At 37.3% G+C, this 26,584-nt stretch carries 18 protein-coding genes; 10 read left to right on the top strand and 8 right to left on the bottom strand.

Annotated elements, in window-relative coordinates:
- Positions 1 to 156 precede the first annotated feature (156 nt).
- Positions 157 to 1,449, top strand: a complete 1,293-nt coding sequence (gene eno, locus BW964_RS10365) for a phosphopyruvate hydratase (protein ID WP_076507019.1) — start codon at positions 157 to 159, stop codon at positions 1,447 to 1,449.
- A gap of 82 nt (positions 1,450 to 1,531) precedes the next feature.
- Positions 1,532 to 2,818 (top strand): citrate synthase, encoded by a 1,287-nt coding sequence (locus tag BW964_RS10360; protein ID WP_076507018.1) that lies wholly within the window; start codon positions 1,532 to 1,534, stop codon positions 2,816 to 2,818.
- Positions 2,819 to 2,889: 71 nt separating this feature from the next.
- Here the strand turns inward: BW964_RS10360 and BW964_RS10355 are convergent, their stop codons facing one another.
- Positions 2,890 to 3,267: a hypothetical protein gene (locus tag BW964_RS10355; protein ID WP_123912006.1), complete on the bottom strand. Its 378-nt coding sequence runs from the start codon at positions 3,265 to 3,267 to the stop codon at positions 2,890 to 2,892.
- A gap of 220 nt (positions 3,268 to 3,487) precedes the next feature.
- Between BW964_RS10355 and BW964_RS10350 the strand changes: the two genes are divergently transcribed.
- The 5 genes from BW964_RS10350 (at position 3,488) to BW964_RS10330 (ending at position 11,334) form a co-directional block, all read left to right on the top strand.
- Complete coding sequence (locus tag BW964_RS10350) at positions 3,488 to 4,534, top strand: helix-turn-helix domain-containing protein (RefSeq protein ID WP_076507015.1); 1,047 nt, start codon at positions 3,488 to 3,490, stop codon at positions 4,532 to 4,534.
- 93 nt (positions 4,535 to 4,627) lie between these two features.
- Positions 4,628 to 6,991, top strand: coding sequence for a TonB-dependent receptor domain-containing protein (locus BW964_RS10345; RefSeq protein ID WP_228432105.1), 2,364 nt, complete (start codon positions 4,628 to 4,630; stop codon positions 6,989 to 6,991).
- 519 nt (positions 6,992 to 7,510) lie between these two features.
- Positions 7,511 to 8,425 carry a dimethylarginine dimethylaminohydrolase family protein gene (locus BW964_RS10340; protein WP_076507013.1) on the top strand — a complete coding sequence of 305 codons (915 nt, stop codon included), beginning with the start codon at positions 7,511 to 7,513 and terminating at the stop codon, positions 8,423 to 8,425.
- Positions 8,426 to 8,519: 94 nt separating this feature from the next.
- Positions 8,520 to 9,443, top strand: coding sequence for a citrulline utilization hydrolase CtlX (ctlX, locus tag BW964_RS10335; protein WP_076507011.1), 924 nt, complete (start codon positions 8,520 to 8,522; stop codon positions 9,441 to 9,443).
- Positions 9,444 to 9,579: 136 nt separating this feature from the next.
- Positions 9,580 to 11,334, top strand: coding sequence for a discoidin domain-containing protein (locus BW964_RS10330; RefSeq protein WP_076507887.1), 1,755 nt, complete (start codon positions 9,580 to 9,582; stop codon positions 11,332 to 11,334).
- 171 nt (positions 11,335 to 11,505) lie between these two features.
- On the opposite strand, the gene BW964_RS10325 is transcribed toward BW964_RS10330, so the two are convergent.
- The 4 genes from BW964_RS10325 to BW964_RS10310 form a co-directional block, all read right to left on the bottom strand.
- A complete protein-coding gene (locus BW964_RS10325; RefSeq protein WP_076507010.1) occupies positions 11,506 to 12,384 on the bottom strand; it encodes a hypothetical protein in 879 nt (292 codons plus the stop codon).
- A 125-nt stretch (positions 12,385 to 12,509) separates the two neighbouring features.
- Entirely contained in the window at positions 12,510 to 13,367 is an 858-nt protein-coding gene (locus BW964_RS10320; RefSeq protein WP_076507885.1) for an alpha/beta hydrolase, read from the bottom strand.
- Between the two features lie 82 nt (positions 13,368 to 13,449).
- The gene (locus BW964_RS10315; RefSeq protein ID WP_076507008.1) at positions 13,450 to 15,705 is read right to left on the bottom strand and encodes a TonB-dependent receptor domain-containing protein; all 2,256 of its coding nucleotides are present in this window, start codon (positions 15,703 to 15,705) and stop codon (positions 13,450 to 13,452) included.
- Positions 15,706 to 15,775: 70 nt separating this feature from the next.
- Positions 15,776 to 18,007 (bottom strand): outer membrane beta-barrel family protein, encoded by a 2,232-nt coding sequence (locus BW964_RS10310; RefSeq protein ID WP_076507006.1) that lies wholly within the window; start codon positions 18,005 to 18,007, stop codon positions 15,776 to 15,778.
- Positions 18,008 to 18,282: 275 nt separating this feature from the next.
- On the opposite strand from BW964_RS10310, the gene BW964_RS10305 reads away from it, so the two are divergent.
- From BW964_RS10305 to BW964_RS10295, 3 genes are all read left to right on the top strand, one after another.
- The gene (locus BW964_RS10305) at positions 18,283 to 21,300 is read left to right on the top strand and encodes a sensor histidine kinase (protein ID WP_084175782.1); all 3,018 of its coding nucleotides are present in this window, start codon (positions 18,283 to 18,285) and stop codon (positions 21,298 to 21,300) included.
- Positions 21,301 to 21,350: 50 nt separating this feature from the next.
- A complete protein-coding gene (locus BW964_RS10300; protein WP_076507003.1) occupies positions 21,351 to 21,971 on the top strand; it encodes a response regulator in 621 nt (206 codons plus the stop codon).
- A gap of 98 nt (positions 21,972 to 22,069) precedes the next feature.
- Positions 22,070 to 23,758 (top strand): hypothetical protein, encoded by a 1,689-nt coding sequence (locus BW964_RS10295; RefSeq protein ID WP_076507001.1) that lies wholly within the window; start codon positions 22,070 to 22,072, stop codon positions 23,756 to 23,758.
- Positions 23,759 to 23,805: 47 nt separating this feature from the next.
- Here the strand turns inward: BW964_RS10295 and BW964_RS10290 are convergent, their stop codons facing one another.
- The 3 genes from BW964_RS10290 to recJ form a co-directional block, all read right to left on the bottom strand.
- Complete coding sequence (locus BW964_RS10290; RefSeq protein ID WP_076506999.1) at positions 23,806 to 24,147, bottom strand: DUF3817 domain-containing protein; 342 nt, start codon at positions 24,145 to 24,147, stop codon at positions 23,806 to 23,808.
- 83 nt (positions 24,148 to 24,230) lie between these two features.
- On the bottom strand, positions 24,231 to 24,815 hold the full coding sequence (gene nadD / locus BW964_RS10285) for a nicotinate (nicotinamide) nucleotide adenylyltransferase (RefSeq protein ID WP_076506998.1): 585 nt from the start codon (positions 24,813 to 24,815) through the stop codon (positions 24,231 to 24,233).
- A gap of 40 nt (positions 24,816 to 24,855) precedes the next feature.
- On the bottom strand, positions 24,856 to 26,568 hold the full coding sequence (gene recJ, locus BW964_RS10280) for a single-stranded-DNA-specific exonuclease RecJ (RefSeq protein WP_076506996.1): 1,713 nt from the start codon (positions 26,566 to 26,568) through the stop codon (positions 24,856 to 24,858).
- Positions 26,569 to 26,584: the final 16 nt, after the last annotated feature.

Here is a 26,584-nt window from a genome sequence, read left to right as displayed (position 1 = left end):
CACAGTTATAAAAAACTTTGGAGAATTTTTGAATTATTACCAAATATTAAAGCCTACTTTTTTCATCAGGTTAGTTTTTTCATTAAATTTGTAAGAAGTATAATTATTAATATTAAACAACTTGAAGCTTTTGCGGATGGTTTAAAACTAAACAATATGAGTGCAATTTCTTTCATAGAAGCAAGACAAATTTTGGATTCCAGAGGTAATCCTACCATTGAAGTAGATGTATTTACAGAAAGCGGAGCCATGGGACGTGCTGCGGTACCTTCAGGAGCATCTACAGGTGAACATGAAGCAGTGGAATTACGTGACGGTGGTTCAATTTATATGGGGAAAGGAGTCCTGAAAGCTGTTGAAAACGTAAAAGAAGTAATTGCAGAAAACTTAATCGGGCAACCGGTTTTTGAGCAGAATTTTATCGACCAGATCATGATCGATCTTGATGGAACGGCCAACAAAGGAAACCTTGGTGCCAATGCAATTTTAGGAGTTTCTTTAGCCGTTGCAAAAGCAGCAGCAGCTGAACTAAGAATTCCGTTATATAAATATGTAGGAGGCGTAAATGCCAATACACTTCCTGTTCCAATGATGAATGTGATTAACGGAGGATCTCACTCTGATGCACCTATCGCGTTCCAGGAATTTATGGTAATGCCGGTAAAAGCAGAATCTTTCTCTGATGCATTGAGAAAAGGAACTGAGATTTTTCATCACCTGAAATCTATTCTTCATTCTAGAGGGCTTTCTACAGCGGTAGGAGACGAAGGAGGTTTTGCACCTACTTTCAAAGGAACTGAAGATGCTTTGGATACATTGCTTCAGGCTATTGAAAAAGCAGGTTATAAGCCAGGTGATGATATCATGTTAGCGCTTGATTGTGCCGCTTCAGAATTTTACAAAGACGGAATTTACGATTACAGAAAATTCCAGACTCCCGATGCAGCTCAGTTCTCAAGCAGCGAGCAGGTGTCTTACCTTGCTGAATTAGCCGCTAAATATCCAATCATCTCTATCGAAGACGGGATGCAGGAAAATGACTGGGAAGGATGGAAAATGCTTACCGATAAAATCGGAGACAGAGTACAGCTTGTGGGAGACGATTTATTCGTAACCAATGTTGAAAGATTGTCAAGAGGAGTAAAAGAAGGTATTGCCAACTCAATCCTTGTAAAAGTAAACCAGATCGGTTCTCTTTCTGAAACAATGGATGCTGTACAGATGGCTCAGAATAACAAATTCACTTCAGTAATGTCTCACAGATCAGGAGAAACTGAAGATTCTACAATCGCTGACCTGGCAGTAGCCATGAACTGCGGACAGATCAAAACAGGATCTGCTTCAAGATCAGACAGAATGGCGAAATACAACCAGTTGTTGAGAATTGAAGAAGCACTAGGCGATACAGCAATTTTCCCAGGATTAGAAGCATTTAAAATTAAAAGATAATTGAATTTATAAATGACGGCAAGCGATAATTTTTGTTTGCCGTATTTTATGGAAAGTAGTATATTTAAAAAAAAATAAATAAATGTCAGACAACAAAGTAATATTGAATTACGCAGGTAATTCATATGAATATCCAATCGTGGATAGTACTATCGGAGACAGAGGGATTGATATTTCAAAATTAAGAGACCAGACAGGTTTGATCACTCTGGATTTAGGTTACAAAAACACCGGAGCTACCCTTAGCGACATCACTTACTTAGACGGAGATAAAGGAGAATTATTCTACAGAGGTTATCCAATCGAGCAGATTGCTGAGAAATCTAACTTCTCCGAAGTAATGTACCTTTTATTAAACGGTGAATTACCTACTCAGGATCAGTTCAGTTCTTTCAACAATAATATTAAAAAATATAACTTCATAGCAGAGGAGATGAAAAAAATCATCGATGCTTTCCCTCGTTCTGCACACCCTATGGGAGTTTTATCTTCTTTAACTTCCGCTTTGACTGCTTTTAACCCGAAAGCCGTTAACGTCAACTCTAAAGAAGAAATGGACCACGCTGCAGAATTGATGATTGCTAAATTCTCTCACCTTTGCGCATGGACTTACAGAAAAACTCAGGGTCTTCCACTTAACCACGGAGACAACAGCCTGAACTACGTAGAAAACTTCTACAAAATGGCGTTCAGATTACCAAACGAAGAATTTGAAGTAAATCCGGTAATTGTAGATGCTCTTGATAAATTATTGATCCTTCATGCTGACCACGAACAAAACTGTTCTACTTCCACAGTAAGAATGGTAGGTTCCGCTCACACAGGTCTTTTCGCCTCTATTTCTGCAGGAGTTTCTGCGCTTTGGGGTCCTCTTCACGGAGGGGCTAACCAGGCAGTAATCGAAATGCTTGAGTTAATCGAAAAAGATGGTGGAGACGTTAACAAATGGGTAGCAAAAGCTAAAGATAAAAATGATAACTTCCGTCTGATGGGCTTTGGACACAGAGTGTACAAAAACTTTGACCCAAGAGCGAAAATCATTAAAAAAGCAGCCGATGACATCCTTAGCGCATTAGGTATTCAGGATAAAGCCCTTGATATTGCAATGCAGCTGGAAAAAGTAGCTCTTGAAGACGAATACTTCGTAGAAAGAAAGCTATATCCAAACGTAGACTTCTATTCAGGGATCATTTACAGAGCATTAGGAATTCCTACAGAAATGTTCACGGTAATGTTTGCTCTGGGAAGACTACCGGGATGGATTTCTCAGTGGAAAGAAATGAGAATGAAAGGAGATCCTATCGGAAGACCAAGACAGGTTTACCAAGGGGCTCAACAAAGAGATTACATCGATATTACAAACAGATAATCCCTGTTTTATCATAAACAAAATCCCGAAGCTTGCTTTGGGATTTTTTGTTTTAAATTGTTATTTTAAAATTAAATTACCTGACTGATAAATACTAAAGTTCTTACCCCATAAATCATAATCATTGAAGCTTTGCCAGTTTCTACAAAATAGAATAATCTTTTACCAGTAGATAACTCAACTTCCCCTACGGTATACAGATCCGTTTTGCTTTTAAATTCTCCATACCATTTATTTTTAGCATTGATCAAACTTCCGGATTCTATATTTCCCTTATTGTTAGTGATTAGTTTTCTTGTTGTTAAAATACTGTAATTGTCGGAATCAATAATAACTGAGCAAATAATCAGCTCTTCTTCCGCAAAATCAATTGGAAAGTTTTGGAATAATAATTTAGGATTGGAATCTGAATCATAAAACTGTGTCCACTTGAAATCGTTAGGTTTCATTGTTTTCCGTTTTATTGAAGCTATGCAGATATTGTAAAGGGATTGATCAGACTTTTTCATTGATTTAAGAATAGTCTAAAGTACAAAAATTTAAAGGTGAATCTTTTATCAGATTAAATCAATTCGAACACAATAATTTTATTAAATTTACTTCCATAAGTTGATAACGATCAGTAGGTTTTGGCTAAAGCTTAAAATAAAAAATTAAAAAACAATTATCATGACTTTCGGACAGCAGATGCTATTTTTCTTCAGTGCGGTAGGAGCCTTTAATGGTTTGCTGCTGGGAATCTATCTCCTGTGTGTCAAAAAACTAAAATACATTCCTGATTTCTTTTTAGGCCTGATTTTATTGACTTTGAGCAGTAGAGTCGGAATTTCTGTTTTTATGTATTTCTATCCGGACTTGCCGAGAATTATTCCTCATTTCGGAATGGCAGCATTATTTTTTACAGGCCCGGCTTTGTATTACTATATCAGGTCATCATTCCTGCAGGAAAAATTTGATTTAAAAACATGCAGAACATCTTTTGGGGCTTTAACTTTGGTTCTTGGGGTGGTTGGATTATTATATTTATTTTTTCCGGTTACCTGGGACCAGTATTTCGGAACCTTTATTTATACCGTATGGTCCGTATTTGTATTGCTTTCCGTGTATCAGTATTATCTATTTTCAAAGCAGACGGCCCGAAAACCCAATCAATTGATCGCTCCCATACTGATGAGCAATGTGATTATTTTCCTCGCTTATCAGTTACTTTCTACAGGCTGGATACAAATCTACTGTGCTGGCGGAAGTTTGGTGTTTTCATTTGTTTTGTATACTAACTTTTTAATTCTGTTCAGTAAAAAAAATGAACAGACTGTGGTAAAAGATATTCCCAGATATACCAATAAAAAAATCTCAGAAGATCTCGCAGAAAGTTTTGTGTCAAGACTTGAAAGGCTCATGAATTCTGAAGAATTATACAAGAATCCAAATCTTAAATTAAATGATCTCGCAGCTAAGATGAACATGTCTGCTCACCAGCTTTCCCAATTGCTCAATGACAATCTTGAGAAAAGTTTTGCGACCTATATCAATGAATACAGGATCAGTGAAGCCTGTGAAAAAATAGAAAACGGCTCCTTTCTGAAGATTGAAGAGATTGGTTATGAAGTAGGATTTAATTCTAAATCAACCTTCTTTTCCACCTTCAAAAAAATTAAAAATACAACACCCCTTTTGTACAAACAGTCCCAAACCCTTTCTGAAGTGAGGTTATAGAGTTCATAATTATAATTCCGTACTGCGGAATTTCAACTTCAAAACCTTTTTTTTCGAACGGCAAACTACTTTTGATTTCATAAAATTTAAATTATGAATATCAAATTATGGGTTGCCCTGCTGTTCTTGTTTCTTTCCTGTTTCGGAAAAGCTCAGGTAACCATCAAAGGAAAGGTACAGGATTCGGAAACGAAGAACCCAGTTTTTCAGGCTGAAATTTCAATACTAAACAAGTCTGACCGGCAGAGTCTGCAAAAAATGTTGAGTGATTCTTCGGGACTTTTCCAGATAACCTACTATCCGGATAATACCTACTTGTCGATCCATAAAGAAGGATATCAGATGAAAGAAATAAATAAGGCCGAACCGTTTTCTTTAATTGAGCTGGAACCCGCTGCCGAAAATATTTCAGAAGTAGTGATCCGTTCAGCAGCCAGAAATATAAAACTTAATGATGGAAATATCGTGATGAGCGTTTCCGGAAATAAAGACTTTAAAACATCGGCCAATCTTATGGAAGTTTTAAGAAAGACACCTGGCGTTTCGATAGATCAGGAAGGCGGTATTTTTTTAGCGGGAAGAATTCCCCCTGCAGTATTTATTGACGGGAAACCTGTTGCCATGAGCAGTCAGGAGCTACAGTCTTACCTTCGGTCACTTCCTCCGGAAATGGTAGAATCCATTGAAGTAAACTCAAATCCTTCCTCAAAATATGATGCGGAATTTAAAGGAATCATCGATATCAGACTGAAAAGAAACGGAAATCTTGGTTGGAAAGGGAATTACAATGGAAATACCTATGCAAATAAATTCAGCTACAGGGAAAATTCTTTAAACCTGTCTTACAACACAGAAAAAGTAGCCTATAGTTTACAGGCAGGTTATAATAACGGCATTTCCACCTACCGTTATAATGCACTGCAAAAGCTTGCCAATACCAACGTGATGCGAACCAATACCTATCAGGAAGATGAAGGTAAGGTATACAATATCCAGACTGGAGCAGATTTTAGGCTGAATGACAAAAATAGATTGGGGGTTAACCTGAGAGGAAACTTCAGAACCAGCGACCGCATTCGTTCAGGCTCACTGTATACAACAAATCAAGATGAATCACAGTTGATTTTTTATACCGAAAGTGAAAATCCTACAGCGTATTCTCAGGAAAACTATGGAGTTACCGCCGACTATTCATTTCAGAGCAAAGGGTTTAAACTCAGTTTTTTGGGGAATTATATTTCCGTTAAAAATAAGCAGAAAGATGATTTTATCAATAGAGATCAATCCACAAATAAGCTGTTATCCTACTGGAGATCTGATTTGCTGAATAAAATTGACATCCGGACTGCTCAGATAGATGTTTCACAAAAAATAGGGAACGCAGACATTGAAGCCGGAATGAAGTACAGCGATTCCGATACTAATAATAATATCCGCTATGATACCCTGTCTGTCAATGACCGTTTTGTTTTTGATCCGGAACGTAGCAATATGTTTTCGTACAAAGAGAAAATTTGGGCCGGTTATGTATCTTACAGACAGAAATTCGGAAAGCTTCAGGTCAATGCAGGGCTCAGGTTTGAAAATACAAAAAGTATTTCCGATGCCGTTACAAGGGATTCTGTAGTCTCACGAAATTATCTGGAATGGTTGCCGTCTTTCAGTACAACCTATGCATTTAATAAATCTACTGAATGGTCGCTGTCGTACAGCAGAAAGATGACAAGACCTGTATTTTCGCAGCTCAACCCTTTCCGGGTTTATTTTAGCCCTTTGAACTACTGGATTGGAAATCCTTATCTGCAGCCTTCTTTTACAAGTCAGATCAGACTTACGTACCGTTATAAGAATTGGGTGACCAGTTTTACTGCAGGAAAAGAAAAAGATGTGATGACCCGTTATCCGCTTTACAACCCAAAAACTAATGTTTTGGAATATCTTGGAACCAATCTTCCGTATCGGAAATTTGCCTCTCTGGAAACCAGCTTTCCTTTAAAAGTGACCAGGTGGTGGAATATCAACAGTCAAATTACGGGATATTATAACTACGAATTCAGGCCGTATCTCGATGAGGTATTTGCTTTAAAAGTCTATAATTATGAGATTAGAGTGAATCAGGTTTTCTCATTACCAAAGGGATATACCGTTAATCTTTTTGCGAATTATGAATCTAAAACCGGAAACAGTCTGTACATTATTAAGCCAAGATATACGGTGGATCTGTCTGTGCAGAAATCATGGTTTGACAATAAACTTAATACAAAGATCAGCTACAACAATATTTTTGACTCTTACAATCAGCAGCTGGAATTCAGACATAAACAAATCATGGATAACCGTTTGACCCATTGGTGGGACAGTAGTCGTTTCATTGTTTCTATAGGATACAGCTTTGGAAGTTCAAAATATCAGGCTAAAGAGGTGCAGAAGACAGAAGAAGAAAACAGGGCCAGATAAAAAGAAAAACCTGCTTGTGATAAGCAGGTTGGTGATTTTTATTATGGACAAACACAATTTCCGCACGTCCATATTGTACATTTTCCATTTTCATCCCACTCACAGCAATATCTTGGCTTAGTTGGGCCAACTCCTCCTGTGATTAATTTTTGCTCGCTTCTACCTAGTTTTTGTGCATTTTTCAGCACTGGATTTTTCTTGTTCATGACTTTGATTTTTTGGTGTTAATCGTTAAGTTTTAAAAATATAATTCCATTGAAATTATATCACTAATATAGGAAATTATTTTATACAATTGATTGTTTTCTGTATCTTATGTAGATGAAAAATAGTTAGTTGTAGATATTTAATAGGGAAAATGGAATTGGAATCTATAGCCTTAATAGGAATTTCAACATAAAATAAGGCTTCTCACTTAAAATGCTACATTCAATAAAAATCAAATTTGATGCATAAAACAAATCAAAAGTTTTCCAGATAGAGACCTTTACTTATATTTGTAGTATTGCATAAATCTTTATGAGACTAAACATTAAAAACGAAACGGGCAGGCTGAAATCAGTTGTTCTAGGTCAGCCTAATTCAATGGGAGGTGTTCCCACATTAGAAGAGAGCTATGACGCGAAGTCATATTACTCTATCGAACACAATAGGTATCCTAAAGAAGAGGATATCATCAATGAAATGAATGCCTTCGAAGCAGTACTGAAAAAATATGATGTAGAGGTACTTCGCCCGAGCATTATCAAAGATTACAACCAGGTTTTTTCAAGAGACGTAGCTTTTGTGATCGATGATAAAATGATCATTTCAAACGTGATTGCAGACAGAGCTGATGAGCAGGATGCTTACAAAAAAGTTTTTGAAAAGGTAGCCTGGAGAAAAATTATCAATCTTCCGGAAACAGCACACATCGAAGGGGGAGACGTTATCGTATGGGATGATTTCCTTTTTATAGGAACATGTTTCAGTGAAGATTACAGAAATTATAAAACAGCGAGAACCAACGAATACGCTATTGAAATTTTAAAAGAATATTTTCCGAAGAAAAGAATCATTGACCTTGAATTAAAGAAAAATGATAAAATTCCGTTGGAAGGTATTTTACATCTGGACTGTACATTCAATCCGGTAGGAAAAGATAAATGTCTTATTTATAAAAACGGATTTGTAGATGAAAGTGATTACCGTCTGATCATTGATATTTTCGGGGAAGAAAACTGTTTCCACCTTAACGATGAAGAAATGTTTGAAATGTTTCCGAATATTTTCTCCATTTCTCCTGATGTGGTAGTGTCAGACCAAACCTTCACAAGAATGAACAACCACCTGAGAAACGAGTGGGGAATGACTGTAGAAGAAATTCCTTACAGAGAAATCTCTAAAATGGGAGGCCTTTTACGTTGCTCTACAATGCCGTTGGTGAGAGAGTAGATTGATGTGAAAATTAGATGATTTGCTGATTCGGTAATTACCAAATCTTTTAATCTTTTAATCTTTCAATCTTTTAATTTTTAAATCTAAAACAATGCAAACAACAGATACCGTATTAATGATAGAGCCGATTGCATTCGGCTACAATGCTGAAACAGCGAAAAATAATTATTTTCAGGTTGAACAGAAAGGTTCCGATATTCAGGCTAAAGCTTTGGCGGAATTCAGTAGTTTTGTTGGGAAACTGAGAAGCAAAGGCGTGAATGTGATCACGATAAAAGATACATTGGATCCTCATACTCCGGATTCTATTTTCCCCAATAACTGGGTAAGTTTCCATAAAGACGGAAAAGTAGCTCTATATCCGATGTTTGCATCCAACAGAAGAGTAGAAAGGAGAGAAGATATTATAGAAACCATAAAAGAGCAGGGATTTGAAATCTCAGAAATCGATGACTGGTCATTTTCCGAAACTCAGGGACATTTTCTGGAAGGAACGGGAAGTATGATCTTTGATCATGATAGTAAGATCGCTTACGGTTCAGTTTCTTTAAGGCTTGATGAAAAACTATTCAGGGAATTCTGTGGAAAATACGGATTTACACCCATCGTTTTCCACTCTTACCAGACGGTAGGAACAGAAAGGCTGCCTATTTACCACACCAACGTTATGATGTGTGTGGCAGATCAATTTGTAGTGATCTGTTTAGATTGTATTGATGATGAACTGGAAAGAGAAAAGGTGATTGAAACCATTAAAAACTCAGGAAAAGAAATCATCGAAATTTCAGAAGAACAGATGCAGCAGTTTGCCGGAAATATGCTACAGGTTCAGAATAAAGACGGGCAAAAGTTCCTGGTAATGAGTCAGACTGCGTACCAGTCTTTGACCTCTGAGCAGGTATCCGCAATTGAAAAATACTGTGAGATCATTTATTCAGATCTGAATACGATTGAGGTGAATGGCGGGGGAAGCGCAAGATGTATGCTTGCTGAGGTTTTCCTTCCGAAAAAATAATTTAATAAAATTCTATTGATCATCTATTTCCGGCCTTGTCTCAGGGTCGGATTTTTTTGATCAGTTTCATTTCTTCAAATTGAGACAAAAGACAAAAAAGTTACCTAAATTTGTTCTTTAAGCAAAAATTATGAAGATGCAACAGTACCTTTTATCATTCGCTGTTCTTTTGGGAATAGTCGTTGGTGCCCAGCAGAAAACGTTCTGTAACCCCATTAACATCGACTATGGTTATACCCCGTTTGAAGTTTTCTCAAAACAAGGGAAACACCGGGCCACAGCCGATCCTGTAATCGTTAATTTTAAAAATAAATTATTCCTTTTCTCTACCAATCAGGAAGGATACTGGTACAGTGATGATATGCTGGACTGGAAATTTGTCAAAAGAAAATTCCTGAGAGACAATAAATACATCCATGATCTGAATGCTCCGGCAGTCTGGGCCATGAAAGATACCCTTTATGTGTACGGATCTACCTGGGAACAGGATTTCCCCATCTGGAAAAGTACCAATCCTACCAAAGACGACTGGAAAATTGCGGTTGATACTTTAAAAGTAGGCGCTTGGGATCCCGCATTCCATTATGATGAAGATAAAAACAAATTATACCTGTACTGGGGATCCAGCAACGAATGGCCTCTACTGGGAACCGAAGTGAAAGTTAAAACCTTGCAGTCAGAAGGTTTTACAAAACCCATTATCAGATTAAAACCGGAAGATCACGGCTGGGAAAGATTTGGGGAATATAATGACAATGTATTTCTTCAGCCTTTTGTAGAAGGAGCATGGATGACCAAGCACAACGGAAAATACTATATGCAGTACGGTGCTCCGGCCACCGAATTCAGCGGATATTCTGATGGAGTCTACGTCAGTAAAAATCCTCTCGAAGGTTTTGAATACCAGCAACACAATCCGTTTTCCTATAAACCCGGTGGTTTTGCAAGAGGAGCCGGACATGGGGCTACTTTTGAAGACAATTACAAAAACTGGTGGCATATTTCAACCATCTTTATTTCTACTAAGAATAATTTTGAAAGAAGACTCGGAATCTGGCCTGCCGGTTTTGATAAAGATGATGTAATGTATACCAATACCGCTTACGGAGATTATCCCACCTTCCTTCCGCAATTTGCACAGGGAAAAGATTTCTCAAAAGGGCTTTTTGCAGGCTGGATGCTACTGAATTACAATAAACCCGTTCAGGTTTCCTCTACTTTAGGAGGCTATCAACCCAACCTGGCGGTAGATGAGGATATCAAGACATATTGGAGTGCAAAAACGGGAAATTCGGGAGAATGGTTTCAGACCGACCTTGGAGAAGTTTCCACTATTAACGCAATCCAGATCAATTATGCCGATCAGGATGTTGAATTTATGGGCAAAACCCTGGGTAAAATGCATCAGTACAAAATCTACGGATCGAATGATGGTAAAAAATGGAATGTGATTGTTGATAAAAGCAAAAACACCAAAGACGTTCCCCACGATTATGTAGAGCTTGAAAAACCGGCAAAGGCCAGATTCCTGAAAATGGAAAACCTGAAAATGCCTACCGGAAAATTTGCATTAAGCGGTTTCAGGGTATTTGGAAAAGGAGCAGGAGAAAAACCAAAGAAGGTGGAAGGATTTGTTCCTTTAAGATCAGAACCTAAAAAATTCGGTGAAAGAAGAAGCATCTGGATGAAGTGGCAGCAGAATCAGGATGCTGACGGATATGTGATCTATTGGGGAAAATCTCCGGATAAACTATACGGAAGCATCATGGTGTATGGAAAGAATGAATATTTCTTCACCGGAGCCGACAGAGCGGATTCTTATTATTTCCAGATCGAAGCTTTCAATGCGAATGGCGTTTCAGAGAGAACGGATGTTGTAAAATCTGAATAAAATAAAGAAGATGATTTCAAATTGATCATCTGTTATTATATAGATTGCCCTTAAAAATTAATATGTTTTTAAGGGCATTTTTTATGGAAAATCAAAACAGTATCGATAGGTTTTAAATCAGGTAAAAAGGTAGTTGTTTAGATTTGCATCAATAATTATGATTAAACAAATTCATTCTTCACTGAATTTTTCAGTTAAAACTTTTTTATAATAGTCTTGACCAGGATCATTAATGTGTTCCAGATAATCGTACTTTTTCTGAAAATAAAATTTCTGACAGTTTTTGGGAAGATATTGATTGATGTTATCAGAATCTGTAGGGCTAACAATAGGATAGGTTGGGAAGTCAGTTGGTAAGAGCTCCTTATTTTTTGCTACTATTTCGATGACATTATATTGATAAATACTGCTGCAGCTATATTGTGTAATATCTGATTCTATATATTTTTTATAATAATAATGAATCGCCTGTTGGGTAAATGTTTTATCTTTTTGAGTAGACACAGTGGAAAGTAGAGTATAAAGCCAATTGTATTTTATATGATTTTTTATTTTTTTTGTAGAAGCCTTATCTTCAGGAGAAACAACTACAGCAGACAATTTTAGTTTCTTCAAAATACCCGAAAGAAATATTTCAGAAGTATTTTTCAATTCGGCGACGTTCTTTTTGCTGATAGAGCTAAGATAGTCCTTCATTTTTCCGAAAGTTTCCACATTCAGTTTTTCATTAAGGTATTCATTGATCTCAGCCTGGTCTCCGGTATAAAAAATAGTATTGCCCGGTTTTATGGTGATGGTAAGCTTTTCTGTAGGTTCTAGGAAGATAATTATGGATCTGTTAAGATTTTTAGTGGCAATGACTGATATTCTGCTTGCTATATTGGAGAACTCCTTTTTGTCCCCGTCTTTTATGATTACTTCCTTTTGGCCATTCTGTACTGTAAAAGATTCAGTGGTATTATTGACAATGGTAATCTTTTGAGCAGAGAATACAGAAAAACAAAAAAACAGAATGTAAAATATCACCTGAGTTAAAAATGAATGCTTCATATTTTTATGATAAACCTATGTGGAAATTCCAAGATTTTATTCAATCATTACACCTGTTAAACAATGATAATGATCAAAAATGGTCTGTAAATATAGTAATATAATTCATGATTTTGGGAGTTTTGTCATTTGACAGAATGTCGAATAAAACCAGCAATTTTATCAATCAAAAATTGATCATTCGGAGCTTTATCCCAATCCAGATGCCCTCCATTGAATTCATAACTTTCATGGTTTACTTTGTTTTGGGTGAAAACAGAATCCAATCTTCTCTTTTGAGATAAAGGAATAACCTGATCCCTGTTGCCATAATAGGAGAGTGTAGGAACAGACGCAGAATTTACCCAGCTAATCGGGCTTGCAAAAGAAATAGCAGACATTCCGGGAGCAACTGCTTTGGGATTGACCAGATAATTTTTCACAAATGAATAATCCACATATTTTTCAAAACCCGGATCTGACAGATCGGAAGGTCCCACAATATTCACCACAGCTTTTACTCTTTTTTCAGCATCAAAATGATAGGCATAGAGCATTGATAAATGACCACCGGCACTGTTTCCCAGCAGAATGAACTTCGGGTTATAATTTAGCTTTTTCTCTACATATTGGACCGCATTTTCAATATCATCCGTTTGGTTGGGAAGTCCGGAGCTTGTTGCGGTTGCGAGTCTGTAATTGAGATTAACGAAAATATAGTCTGGAAATTTTTTCATCATCGACAGGGTAAAGAAGGTCAGTTGGGATTTATCTCCGCCCCGCCAGCCTCCGCCATGAATAATGATGAAAACATCTTTCTTTTTTGAGAGCTCCTGATGAGGAATATAAAGATCCATCACTTGTTCAGGATCATTTCCGTAATGAATATTCTCTTCTTTCTGAAAACTGATGTCTTTTCCCAGCGTCACTTTTGTTTCTTTGCATCCGGTCCAAAGAAAGCACAGCAAAATACAACCAATAATAACTGAAAGACTTTTATCCATAATCTTAAAGATAGAAAAACCCGCCGGAAATACCGGCGGGTCACCACAAAAATAATTGAATATGAAGAATGATAATCTCTTTTTATCTTGTTCTGCTTTTGATGGCATCTGATGCCCCTTCGATGTCTCTTACTTTCTTCACTTTCTGATTTCCGAAGTTGTACACCATACTGAAAGTCATCCCACGTCTGAACTGATCGTTTCTCACGTAATTATAGTTTCCTGACGACTGATAATCTTCAATTTCTACAATATTGGTTTTCAAAACGTCTGTTACATTAAGAGAAAAAGTCCAGTCGTTCCAGTTTTTCTTAATGCTCAGATCCAGACTCATCAGGTTTTTCAGCATTCCCAGCTCGATCTGTTGTTTGTCCACGTAGAAATAATTAACCCCCAGGAACCATGTTTTCTTTTTGTCTAAACGGATGGTGTTGTTCGTTTGAATCACCATACTTGTCGATTTTGTCTTATTGATATACGTGTCAAAAACCTGTCCTGTCGTAGGGTCCGTATCCAATGTTCCGTTATTGATATTATGCTGAACACCAATATTAAAATTCATGGTTAAATACTGTTTGAAAAATGTCTTTTGCATTCCAAGCATCGCAGACATTTCCTGTTTGTCCCCAAAATTGGTTCTGATATAAGCCAGCTGTCTGTAGGCGACCCCATCTCTGATAATCTCTCTCTGTAAAGGAACCTGTGTAATAATATCTTTAAAATAAGAATGATTTAAAATTAAAAAGTAAGAGCTTTTCAGCATATACGTCAATTCCTGATTATATGTAGAAGATGACTTTACAAATGGGTTGTTCTGGGTATAATTATCCTGAGTAAGGATATTTTTTACCGGATTTAATTCCCAGAAGCTTGGTCTTCGCATTCTGCTTGAAAAAGCATAGGAAATATTATTCTTATCATTAATCGCATAATTGACGCTCAGATAAGGCAGAATATTGTTGTAGTTTCTTTCTATCTGCTGGTATTGCGCTACCGTATTTTGAGGATTATCAGACGTTCCCAAACTCTTGGTGATTTCATATCTTGCGCCTACTTTTCCTGAAAGCTTATCGGAAAATTTCTTTTCAAAAGTTAAATAAAGACCGTAAATACTTTCATCATAAATAAAGTGATTGAAATCGGGTTTTGTGGCGATAAGATCTCCGTTTCCATTGTAGGAGTAGTTGTAATTTTTGGTATCGTTATCTGTTTTCGTTTTATTAAAGTTCCCGCCAAGAGAAACAGTAAAATCATTTTTAAACTTTTGAATATAATCTACTGTTCCTGAAAAGTTATTGATGACCTGAGGAATGTCCTGGGTGATTTTTTGACGTAATAATGAGAAGTCATTTAAAGTTCCCGGAACTAAAGTCCTGTTATCGGAAAACTGAAATCTTCTGTAGTTCAGGTAAGCTGCATTCACATTCAATTTACTTCCCAGAGAATCTGTTTTTAATTCATAGTTTAAGTTCAGGGAATTGTTGTAATAATGGGCATCTTCTCTGTTCTGAGATTTGTTTTGTTCAGTTGATTTTAAACTGCCGTCAGTGTTGTAATTTCTTAAGGTATTCAATAGATCTACCGTTGAATCATTACTTTTATTGTACCATGAATTCCAGGTAAGTGCTAAATTACTGTTATCCGTCAATTGATAATCGAAATTCAGATACCCTCCAAGATTTTTATTCGGGTCATTAATGTCACCTACAGATTCATTTGAGATGAGGTTTGTTCCGTTTCGCAAAACATAAGATTGAGCCTGGATGTTTTCTCCCGCAAAAATGTTACCGCTGATTCCCAGTTTATCCTTTCTGTAGTTCAGAGAAAGTGAAGCGCTGGAACCATTGAACTTGTTCTGCATATTGCTCATCCTCATGTTTCCGTTCAGTCCGTCACTCATTTTTTTCTTCATCACGATATTGATGATTCCGTCTGAAGACTCCACCTGATATTCACTACCCGGAACGGTGATCACCTCAATTTTCTGAATATTTTCTGCGGGTGTACTTTTCAGAAGCTGTACCAGAGATTCCGCATCCATATTGGTTTTTCTTCCATTGATGTAGATCAGGGCATTGTTTTTTCCGGCAATTTTTAAGGTCTTGTCATCCGTTGAAGACAGAAGCGGAGTCTGCTTCAAAAGGTCAAAAGTGGTATTTCCTTTCGCCACCGGAGATGCGGCAACATCATAGACAAAACGGTCGCTTTGTTTTTTGAAAACCTGTTTCGTAAGTGTGATTCCCTCTATAGCGTTTGCTTTTACCGTATCGGATTTTTTTTCCTGGGCAAAAACTACGATTCCTGATATAGCAGCTGCTAGTATAATTATCTTTTTCATGATTATTCTTATTTAAGTGCCGTTGTAAAACGGAAGTGGTTGTGGTTGTTTTTATTTTTTTGTGGTAGACTTATGTCCTTGATTTTATTGCATCGTTGGCAGATTTTATTTCTCTTGCCTTTTTCAGTTTCTGGTTTCCGAAGTTGTACGTGACCCCGATGTTCAGAAGTCTTGGATATTCGAAGTTGACTATATTATTGTAGCTTCCGTTGGGTTGTATACCCTGTATGCTGTTGTAATTCTGGTTGAACACATCATACACTTCTGCGATAAAGGTCCAGTTTCCCATGATTTTCTTTAAGCTCACATCAAAGCTTTGTCTTACGCCCAATGTTCCGCTTTCAATTTTCACTTTACTGCCATAATAGTAATTCACTCCCAGGAACCAGTCTTTGTTGGAAGAAAGGCGGATGTTATTATTAATATTACCGGAGATATTAAAGTTTTTAAAATTAATTACGTAAGGATCAATAACTTCCGTCTGTCCGGGAACCGGAACCGAAGTAGGATCTTCAGATACTGTTCCGCTGTAGATATTATATCCCAAATTCACAGAATAGTTGGTAGTCCAGATCTCTTTAAACCATGACTTGTTCATTCCTAAGGTCAGCCCAAACTGCTTGTTGTTGCCATAATTGGTTCTGATATATCTTAAGAACTTCGTAGTAGCAATTACCGTATTTCCGTTTTCATCTTTTTTAGGTCCGGTCACACTCCCCTGAAGAGGGATCTGGTTGGAAGCATCTTCTACATAATTAAAACTCAGATTAGCAAAAAAAGCATTCTTATACATATAGCTGATTTCCTGATTGTAAAACTTGGAAGCCAGTACAAACGGATTATTTTGCGTATAATTATTCGGCGTGAAATAAGTTCTTGAAGGATTCAGTTCCCAGAATCTCGGTCTTCTTATTCTGCTGGAGAAACTATAGGTAAGATTGTGATCTGAATTGATGGCATAATTTAAATTAAGATATGGAAGCAGATTGTTATAGTTTCTGTCAAAACTTGTCTTTCCAAGAATCTCACCACTGCTTCTGGTCATCTCATAACGGGTTCCCACTTTTCCTGAAAATTTGTCACTGAGTTTTCTCTCATACGTAACATATGCACCCAGGATTCTTTCCTTATAAATGAAGTGATTGGTCTGATTGATGTCATTGACCATGGCGCCATTCTCAATTTTATCCTGTTGGGTATCATTATCCGTATTGGTATGGTTGTAGCTTACTCCCATGAGCCAGGTGTTACCTTGAGCAGTTTTCTTCAGATAGTCGATATTCGCAGCATAATTATTAATGATTTGGGGAACCGACTGCTGCAATGCGCTGTACTTATTCTCAGGGTCAGTATTCAAAGGGAAACTTTCATTCGTACTCATTTTATCCCTGTTGAACCATAAATAAGAAACATTAGAGGTAAGTTTACTTCCGATAGAATCAGTTTTTATTTCATAATTTAAATTGAAAGAGTGATTTCTGGTCTGCGCATTCTCATTGTTTACCGTTCTGTTGATCAGCGCTCCATTTTCCCAGTTCGTCACATCAAGAATGGAGTTGAAGCTTTTATTGTATCTCATGTTATAGGTAAATCCTAAACTTTGATTCTTATTAAGCTCATAATCAATATTTACACTTCCGCCCACATTTTTGTTGGGATCAGAATTATATCCGAAAGACTCATTTCTGAAAGTGGAATCTCCATTGGATAATGTATATCTTTCTCTGTCTGTCCAGCTTCCCGTATTGAAATTGGAGTTGACAGACCATTTGTTTTTTCTGAAATTGAATGAAGCTCCGGCAGAAGGATTATTGTAGTAAGCCTGCTCATTATTCATTTTAAGCGTTCCGTTGTACCCGTCATTTTTCTTCTTTTTCATCACAATATTGATGACCCCTTCATTAGACTCTACCTGAAATTCACTTCCCGGCGTTGTGATCACTTCAATTTTCTGGATATCTTCCGATGGAGTTCCCTTCAGCATCTCTATCAATGCTTCCGCATCCATATTCGTTTTTTTATTGTTGATGTAGATGACCACATCAGATTTTCCCATGATCTTCAACGATTTTCCGTCTATGCTGGAGATCATCGGGGTCTGCTTCAAAAGATTGAACGTATTGGTTCCCTTGGCGATAGGAGAAGAGGCTACGTCATAGATGAAACGGTCACTTTGCTTTTTGAAAACCTGCTTTCTGATATTGACTGCTTCAATATTTTTTATTTTCAGAGTATCTTTTGTCTGCTGGGCAGCTGCCAATCCGCTGAGAAATAAGGCGGCAATTAGAATCTGAGTTTTCATGATGATTATTTTTTAGTTGTTAATAGCTTGTATGGATGATTATCTAACATTGCAAAGATATATAATAAAAACAGTATCATGCAATACAAAGTACTTAAAATATTTTTAACATGAATTTAACTTATTGATTTTCAGAGATTAAAATTTATGATTAAAAATTTAATCTCTCTTGACTTTCTACATAATTAGACAATTGATTACACTTAAATGTTACATTCAAAGAAGAAATTTCTGAAACTATTAAAAAAAGACTAACTTTATTTAAACTACAAATCATGAAATTCCTACTCAAATTCTGCGTGGTCTTCGCCTTCTTTTGCTTCGCAAAAATGAGTTCACAAAATATGGGCAACTATTCTGTGACCAAGATTACTCAGGATGAAGGACTCTCACAAGGCTCCAATTATTTCTGGTTTGAAGACCGTAAAGGTTTTGTATGGCTTACCTGCAATGACGCGCTCAACCGTTATGACGGCTCGTCTGTTAAAGTTTACAATCTCAAATACTTTTTCAGAAACTGTCCTGCACTGCAACAGGGCTATGGTTTTGCAGAAGATGGAAATCATTTGTACATCGGAAGTACAAGAGGTTTGTATATCTACAATTATCAGTTGGATGAGTTTACCTTAATTGATATTTATAAGAAATATTCTAAGAATAAAACGGCCATTCCCATTGGTTTTTCAGACGGTAAAGTCTGGATCTTTAATGAAGCCTATCAATTGGTAAGTTTAGAGGTGGCCACCAGGAAGATCAAACTCGAAGCTCAAATTCCGATACCGCAATTAAAATCAGTGCATATCTATGACAACGACGGGAATGTCTTTTATTTCAGAATGCCTTTTTTGGATAAAAACCGTAACCTGTGTTTTATTGGTACTAAAGAAGTAGTCACCTACAATCTGGATTCTAAAAAAATATTCTTCCCTCTTCGGCAGTTCCCTGTAGATCCTTCGATGACCCTTCAGTCTGCAGCCTATGATAAAAAAAATGATGCTCTTTATCTTGGAACGACGGATCATGGAATATTAATTATCAAGAACCATTATCATAATATAGAATATCATCAGAAATCCCTTAAAAGAATTGGAGGAATGACCGTTGATGATCATAAAGTCGTTTTCAAAAGTGGCAGTTCACTTTTTATTTTTGACAAACAGCTCACGAAGAGCACAGCTTTTCACATAGGTTATGAAAGAGTTTTCAATTTTCAGTTCGATAAAATTGGAAGACTTTGGATCTGTGATGATGGTCAGGGAGAAATCGTTATGGATTTTCGCGGAGCAATGCTTAAAAATACGACAGATGGCACAGATCCTTTGATGAAGACTTTTAAACAACGGGGTGTTTCAGATTTTGCAGAACTGCCCGGCAAGAAAATTCTGATCAATTCGTCTGCTGTTTTTGATCCCGAAAGCTTTTCTGTGACAGAGTTTGCATCAGACAGAAAAAGCTATCATAACAATTCAAGAGGTAAAAGTTACAGCAATCCATACACCGGAGAGATCTGGATGTTTGAAAACGGGATCGGTAGCAATCAATCTCAACTCACGGTTTTCGATAAAAATTTAAATTTGAAAACCAGTTATTCTTATGATCATATTCTGATGGGCAAACCCCAGCATATGGTCAATTTTTCAAATTTACCTTCCGTGTTTTCTTTTTCCACAGGATTATATCTTTTCAATAGAACAACCGGAAAATTCAGGAAAATAAATAGCATTCCCGATCAGAATTCATTCTATATGAATGTTTTGAGTGATCACAGGATAGCTATAAGTTATCTGAATCGGGACATGATATTGGTCAAAATTGAAGGAGACAATACCTATAAAACAATAGGAAAGATACTTCCTGAAGTGCAGAGCTTTTATATTCAGGAAGATGTGAAAAAAGAACAGTATTGGGTGGGAACCAACCAGGGAATTTATCTTTTGGATAAAAATTTCAGACTCATAAAAATATTTGACAGCAATAACAATCTGGCCGGAACGTATATCTATGGAATCCTGCTCGATGATTTCGGGAAACTCTGGTGCAGCCATCAAAGAGGTTTGTCAAGTATCGATACAAAAACCCATGTGATCTCCAATTATGATAAAGAAGATGGAATTCAGTATTGGGATTTCAACAACCGCGCTTTTCTTAAAACGTCAGATGGAATGCTGTATTTTGGAGGAGTGAAGGGATTTAATTATTTCAAACCGCCTTTGAAACTCAGTTCATTCTATAAACCAGAGATTTATATCGATGAAATTCTGATTAATAATAAAAGATATGCCGCTCCAAATGGAATTAATTTTTTGAAAGAAATTCATCTCAAATATGACGAAAACAACATTTCCATCAAAGCATTGATCAAAGATCTGGAACATGGCTCGCAGAGAAATATGATGTACAGGATCAAAAATATTGATCAGGGCTGGAAAAAGCTCTCAAAAAAAGCACCGCTTAACCTGAACAGCTTAGCGCCGGGAAAATATGAAATAGAATTCGGGATCACAGATAAATTTACAGGTAAAGTTTTATCTCAAAAATTGATGACGCTTCATGTGGCCAAGGTTTTTTACCAAACCTTTTTGTTTTGGATTATCCTGGGAAGTTTGTTTTCCGGAGGGCTGATTGTAGCGGTAAGCCGGTGGGAATTCATCAAACAGAAAAATGAATTTAAGGGGAAAATGGCCCTTGAATCCCAAAGAAATAAAATTACGGCAGATCTCCATGACGATATTGGCTCCACCTTAAGCAGCCTGCAGATCAATTCTATGGTGGCCGGACAACTGATTGAAAAACAAAGAATGGAAGAAGCCCAGAAAGTCCTTAGAAACATTGAAGATCAATCCCGTAAGCTTTCCGAAAATATGAGTGATATCGTCTGGAGCCTTAAACCCAATCATGATTCTCTGATGACACTCTCTACCAGAATAAGAAATATTGCCAGTGAAATTCTTGGGAATACAACCATCAATTATATAATAGATATTGATGAAACCATTGATGCCGAAATTCTTGACTTCAGTATCAAGAAAAATATTATTCTCATTGCCAAAGAAGCCCTGAATAATATGGTAAAATACAGCAATGCAGCTAAGGTTTTTATTAATCTTAAAAAAAATGAAGACCATTATATTCTTGAGATCAAAGATGACGGAATAGGTTTTGATCAGTTAAACCTGAAAGGGAATGGCATTGGAAATATGAAGAAAAGAACCCTTGAAATGAATGGTATTTTTGAACTTAATTCTCAAAACGGAACCACCATCAAAATTCTTATCCCTAAATTTAGGGATTGATGACAGCTCAGCAACACGATAACTTTGAATACCTCTAAGCAACGCCCATCATGATTAAAATATTTGCCTATGACGACAGTCAGGAACGACTGCACAGCATGAGAATTCTGATTGAGCTCTCAGAAAATATGAAATATATCGGTGAAGCGCTCAATTGCGAACATGTGGAGGCCGAAATGGAAGCCTATCAACCGGATGTCGTTCTGATGGATATCAATATGCCGGTGGTAGATGGAATTGCCGGATTGAAAATCATTAAATCCAAATTTCCGCACATTAATGTTTTGGTACAAACTGCTTTTGACGACAGCGAGAAAGTATTCCGTTCTATTTCCAGTGGGGCAAGCGGCTATATTTTAAAAAGCGATAATCCCAGAAGAATTCTCCAGGCGATCGAAGAGATTTACGAAGGAGGCGCTTTTATGAATCCTGCGATCGCTAAGCGCGTTCTTGAATACTTTCAGCCCACAGCAGAACAAAAACTTTTAACACAAAAAGAACAGGAAGTTCTGAAACTGCTTTCCGGCGGGCTGAGTTACAAAATGATTGCAGACAAACTAGAAATAAGCTATTCTACAGTCAATACCCATATCAAACATATTTACAACAAACTTCATGTGTCGTCTTTGGGAGAGGCAGTGTCGTGGTATTTTAAAAATATCAAGGAGTAAAAGCCTTTATCCATCTTTTTCTACATCCCTATAATTAGGGATTTTTTTATGTTTTGTTTTAAATGAATTTTGAGAAATAATTCTAAAAACAAAATAGTATGAAAAGCAATTTTACTTTTACGAGAAAGGCAGCCCTTATTTTAGGGATCTTATTTTTTGTTACGGCTTTTGCACAGGAAGCCAGACCAGGACAGCCCATTAAAGGAGTCATTGTGAAAGGGGGTAAAAACCCTGGTGGAAATCTTTTGATCTCTGCAGGTGGGGGAGGACTGTTTCCCGGAAATACCTACGGTCTGGATAACCATGTTGGAAACGGATTCAATGGAAATATTAATCTTTACGTTCCTCTTCTTACCATGTTCCCTTCAGAAACCAATTCTGTTTCACTGGGACTGAATGGAGGGGCAGGGTTTTTCAGAATGAAAAAAGACTACAATCCCGAAGGTCCTGTTTATCATGTTGCTGGACAATCTGCACCACCATCTCTGAAAGCAGAGATAGCGGATGGAAGTAAACAAAGCGGCTTTATAGCGGAGGCTGGAGTTCAGTCTAATTTTTCTTTCAGTAAATTCACCGTATCACCGATTGTTAATTTAGCGTATATCAGCTCAAAGGAAAGTCAGTTTACGGCTGTTCAGACTTCCAATGTCAATGGACAGACCCGCACTTTTGAAACCTCCAAAAAAGTCATTTCCAAAACAGACGGTTTGGGCGTTATTCCAAAACTTAGACTTTCTTATTTTCCCGGAAGGGTTGGTTTTTTTGTGGAAGGAAGCTATTTGATGGGCCCGGATGTACAAAGTACCACAACCATCTTTAAACCCAATGGCCCTCCCAATGGTGAAGGTTTTTACAGTATTGATCAGATGACGGCAGGTAAATATGAAACGGTAGAAATGAAAAACAGGTTTAATGCTTTGGGACTGAATGTCGGAGTCATTTTTAGTATCCCTTCCAAAAAACAATCTGTTTCCCCGAAAAAGTCTGAAATCACAGAGGAACTTCAGTCGAAATCAGGCAGCAGTTGTGTTTGTGTCAGTTCACCAGTGGCTTCAGTACAGTTTCCTAATGTCAGCGGGCCATCCATTAACCCGGGAGGAACTTTGACGATTCCATACAATGCTGCAAATTCCACCAAATTTTTAAGAATTGAAGCTTCACCCCACCCATATAATTCATTGAATACGGGTACCTGGGCTTCTATCATAACCATTTTTACCAATGGAAATGCAAGTGCAGTAAGTCCGGCAGGAAATCCATTTACCCATACCGGTGGCCAGAATCCTTCAGTAAGACTAATACCTTTTTCAAGTCTGAATCAGGGCGTGAATACTATTTGTATCAGTGTAAAATGTCCTTATTCAGGTACCACCTGCTCAATAGCCTGTTTTACAGTAATTGTAGAAGCCCCTCCAGCTCCTTCTTCCGGTACAATTACCACAACGCCTGTTTGTTGTACCCGATTTGTTGTGGTGCCGGGTAATCCCCATAAGGAAGTTCTTACCGGGCAGGTGAAATTTAAAATGGCAGGAACAGTGGTCAATGCAAAATTGAAAATAGTATCCGCGGGAGGAGTGGTCACTTATGAAAATTTTGTGCAGAATGGTTTCACGGCGTGCTATACCATGCCGGTTGAAATTTCAGTAGTCAGCAATACCAATCTTCCGGTAGCTTCATCCACTGTAAATGGTATACCGGTCTACAAATATTCAGTCAAATTCGGATGTAAAGAACTAGGACCCAAATTACCTGTTCAGGTAATACCGGGGATAAAAATACCCCAATAATTTATTAAAATAACGATGGAAAAGAGAGTCAGAAATGGCTCTCTTTTTTATTGCTCGCGGTCTTTTTTAGCTAAAGATTTATCGATCCAGATCGTCGCAAAAGGGAAAAATGCAGAGATTAAAGCGAAGACACTATCTTCATCATCCCATGTGTATATTTTTCTTATGGAAGGTAAAAACAGCAGGTAAAGCGTAAAAAAGAATCCGTGAATACTGCCAATAGTACTGATATAGACGATTGGAAAAACACCTTCAGGATCAATGCGTATCCAGGTCATTGCCGTGAATAAAAAAAACCACGAAATAGCTTCAGCCAAACAGATTTGCTTAAACCACTTAATGATTTTTTCCTCCGGATATTTTGAGAAAAATTTTTCGAGAAATTCCATGTTGTAAAGTATATGGTAAGAATTAAAAGTAGATAATAGATACTAACTTCCAGTATCTAAATTCTAACTTCTTATGGGCAAAATTACTTATAAAAACTGCTTCCGTCCAAATATTCAAAAACTTCCGGTGGAAGCATAGGACGTACATTTTTTCCTTCTTTGATCATGCTTCTGATCTCTGTAGCAGAAAGCTCAATAACCGGTGCTTTGACCATCGAAATATTCTCATGCTGCAGGTATTCCGAATCTTTCTTTTCTCCTTCAAAAACTCTTGGATAAACAATAATATGGTGGTTTTTGATCAGTAGTTCAGAATTCTTCCATTTATGAAGACTGCTCAGATTGTCTTCACCCATAATCAGGCTGAAAGAGTAGTCAGGGTACTTTTCATGAAGATAGGTAAGGGTATCGATCGTATAGCTGGGTTTCGGAAGAGAAAACTCTACATTCGAGGCTCTCATTTTAGGATAGCCGGTGATGGCAAGCTGCACCATGTCCAGCCTGTTGTGATCTTTCAAAAGTGATTTTTTATCTTTAAAAGGGTTCTGCGGACTTACCACAAACCATAATTCATCCATGTCAGAATGTTCCAGAATGTAATTAGCCAGAATTAAATGTCCGATATGGATCGGATTGAAAGAACCGAAAAATAAGCCGATTTTTTTCATTGGTAGGTAGCAGATGTTAGGTCACAGGTCAAAGGTGCTCCTAATCCCTGAACTTCACATCCTTAATATTAAGATAATGAGTTACGTTTCCTTTCCAGTGGTTTTCCTCTAACGTGAAAGCAAGATCAAATTTTTTATTTTTAAAATCTTCTGCATGCTGTCCCAGTTTGAAACCTACACATTCTATGTTTCTGCCCGTAGATTCCTGTTTGATATAAAACTTCAGGTGATTGTTGTCTTTCCCCATCGTTTTTACATAACCGGACAGTTTCTGATCAGTCAGGGTAAGGATAGGTTTCATATTATGAGGTCCGAACGGTGCCAGTTTTCTGTGGAAATTAATAAATTCCCTGTTGATCTCATCGACTTTAATCTCTGAGTCGATCGTCACAGAAGGTTCCTGCTGATGTTCCTGAATCTTTTCGGAAACTATTTTTTCAAATTTAATCTTGAAGGCTTCAAATTTATCCTTTTCCATCGAAAGTCCCGCAGCAGCGTGATGTCCTCCGAACTTCAGGAAATATTCAGAACACATATCAAGCGCTTCATGGACGTCAAAATCAGAGACCGATCTGGCAGAAGCCACCATTTCGCCATTATTACCGTCTGTAAATACCAGCGTAGGTTTATAATACGTTTCGATAAGTCTTGAAGCTACTATTCCGATTACCCCTTTATTCCATTCAGGATGATAAACAATCGTAGAATGTTTGGTTTGCTGCTGGGATTCGATGATCTGATTCAAAGCAGAGAGGGTAGAATTCATATCCAGCTCACGCCTTTCATCATTAAGATCCATAATATCACTTACGATCTGGTTAGCGTGCTTAAGGTTATCAGAAACCATCAGTTCTACAGCAGCTTTTCCTTGGGAAATTCTTCCTGCCGCGTTGATCTTTGGAGCAATTTCAAAAACAATATTTGAAATTTCGAAATGAGACAGCTTATCCTCAGGAATCAATAATCTTAATCCCAGGTTTCTTGTTTTTCTGAGAACTTTTAATCCCATTTTAGCAAGAACCCTGTTCTCACCGGTCATGGAAACAATATCTGCGGCGATAGAAATCGCGAGCAGGTCGGTAAGCTCAAATAATTCAGCTTCCGGAATTTTATAGATGGTATTCAGTCCCTGGCAAAGCTTAAAGCCTACACCACATCCTGAAAGTTCTTTAAAAGGATATCTGCAGTCAATTCTTTTGGGATCCAGAACAGCGACTGCGTTAGGAATCTCTTCACCCGGAAGGTGATGATCACAGATAATAAAATCAATGCCTTTATCCTGTGCATATTGTATCATATCGGTGGCCTTGATGCCACAGTCTAAAGCGATGATCAGTGAAAAGCCATTTTCTTTGGCAAAATCAATGCCTTCGGTAGAAATTCCGTATCCTTCAGAATTCCTGTCAGGAATATAATAATCTAAATATTTTTTCTCAACAATTTTGCTGAGGTAAAGGTACATCAGAGCGACGGCAGTAGTTCCGTCTACATCGTAATCTCCGTATACCAGTATTTTTTCACCATTTTCAATTGCAGTGGCAATACGCTCTACAGCTTTTTGCATATCTGCCATTAAAAACGGACTGTGAATATCGTTAAGGTTGGGTTTGAAGAATTCTCTGGCCTTTTGATAATTGTCAATTCCTCTTAAAACGAGGAGTTTAGATTCAAAAGTACCAAAACCAAGTGACGAACTTAATCTGTCCACAACTTCCTCGTCGGGTTCGGGCTTGTAAATCCATTTCTGACTCATTTCACAAAAATAAGGA

The organism is Chryseobacterium shigense, from assembly GCF_900156575.1.
Classification (GTDB): domain Bacteria; phylum Bacteroidota; class Bacteroidia; order Flavobacteriales; family Weeksellaceae; genus Chryseobacterium; species Chryseobacterium shigense.
Note: the sequence above shows the minus strand (reverse complement) of the source record. Positions and strands in the feature narration are given on the sequence as shown.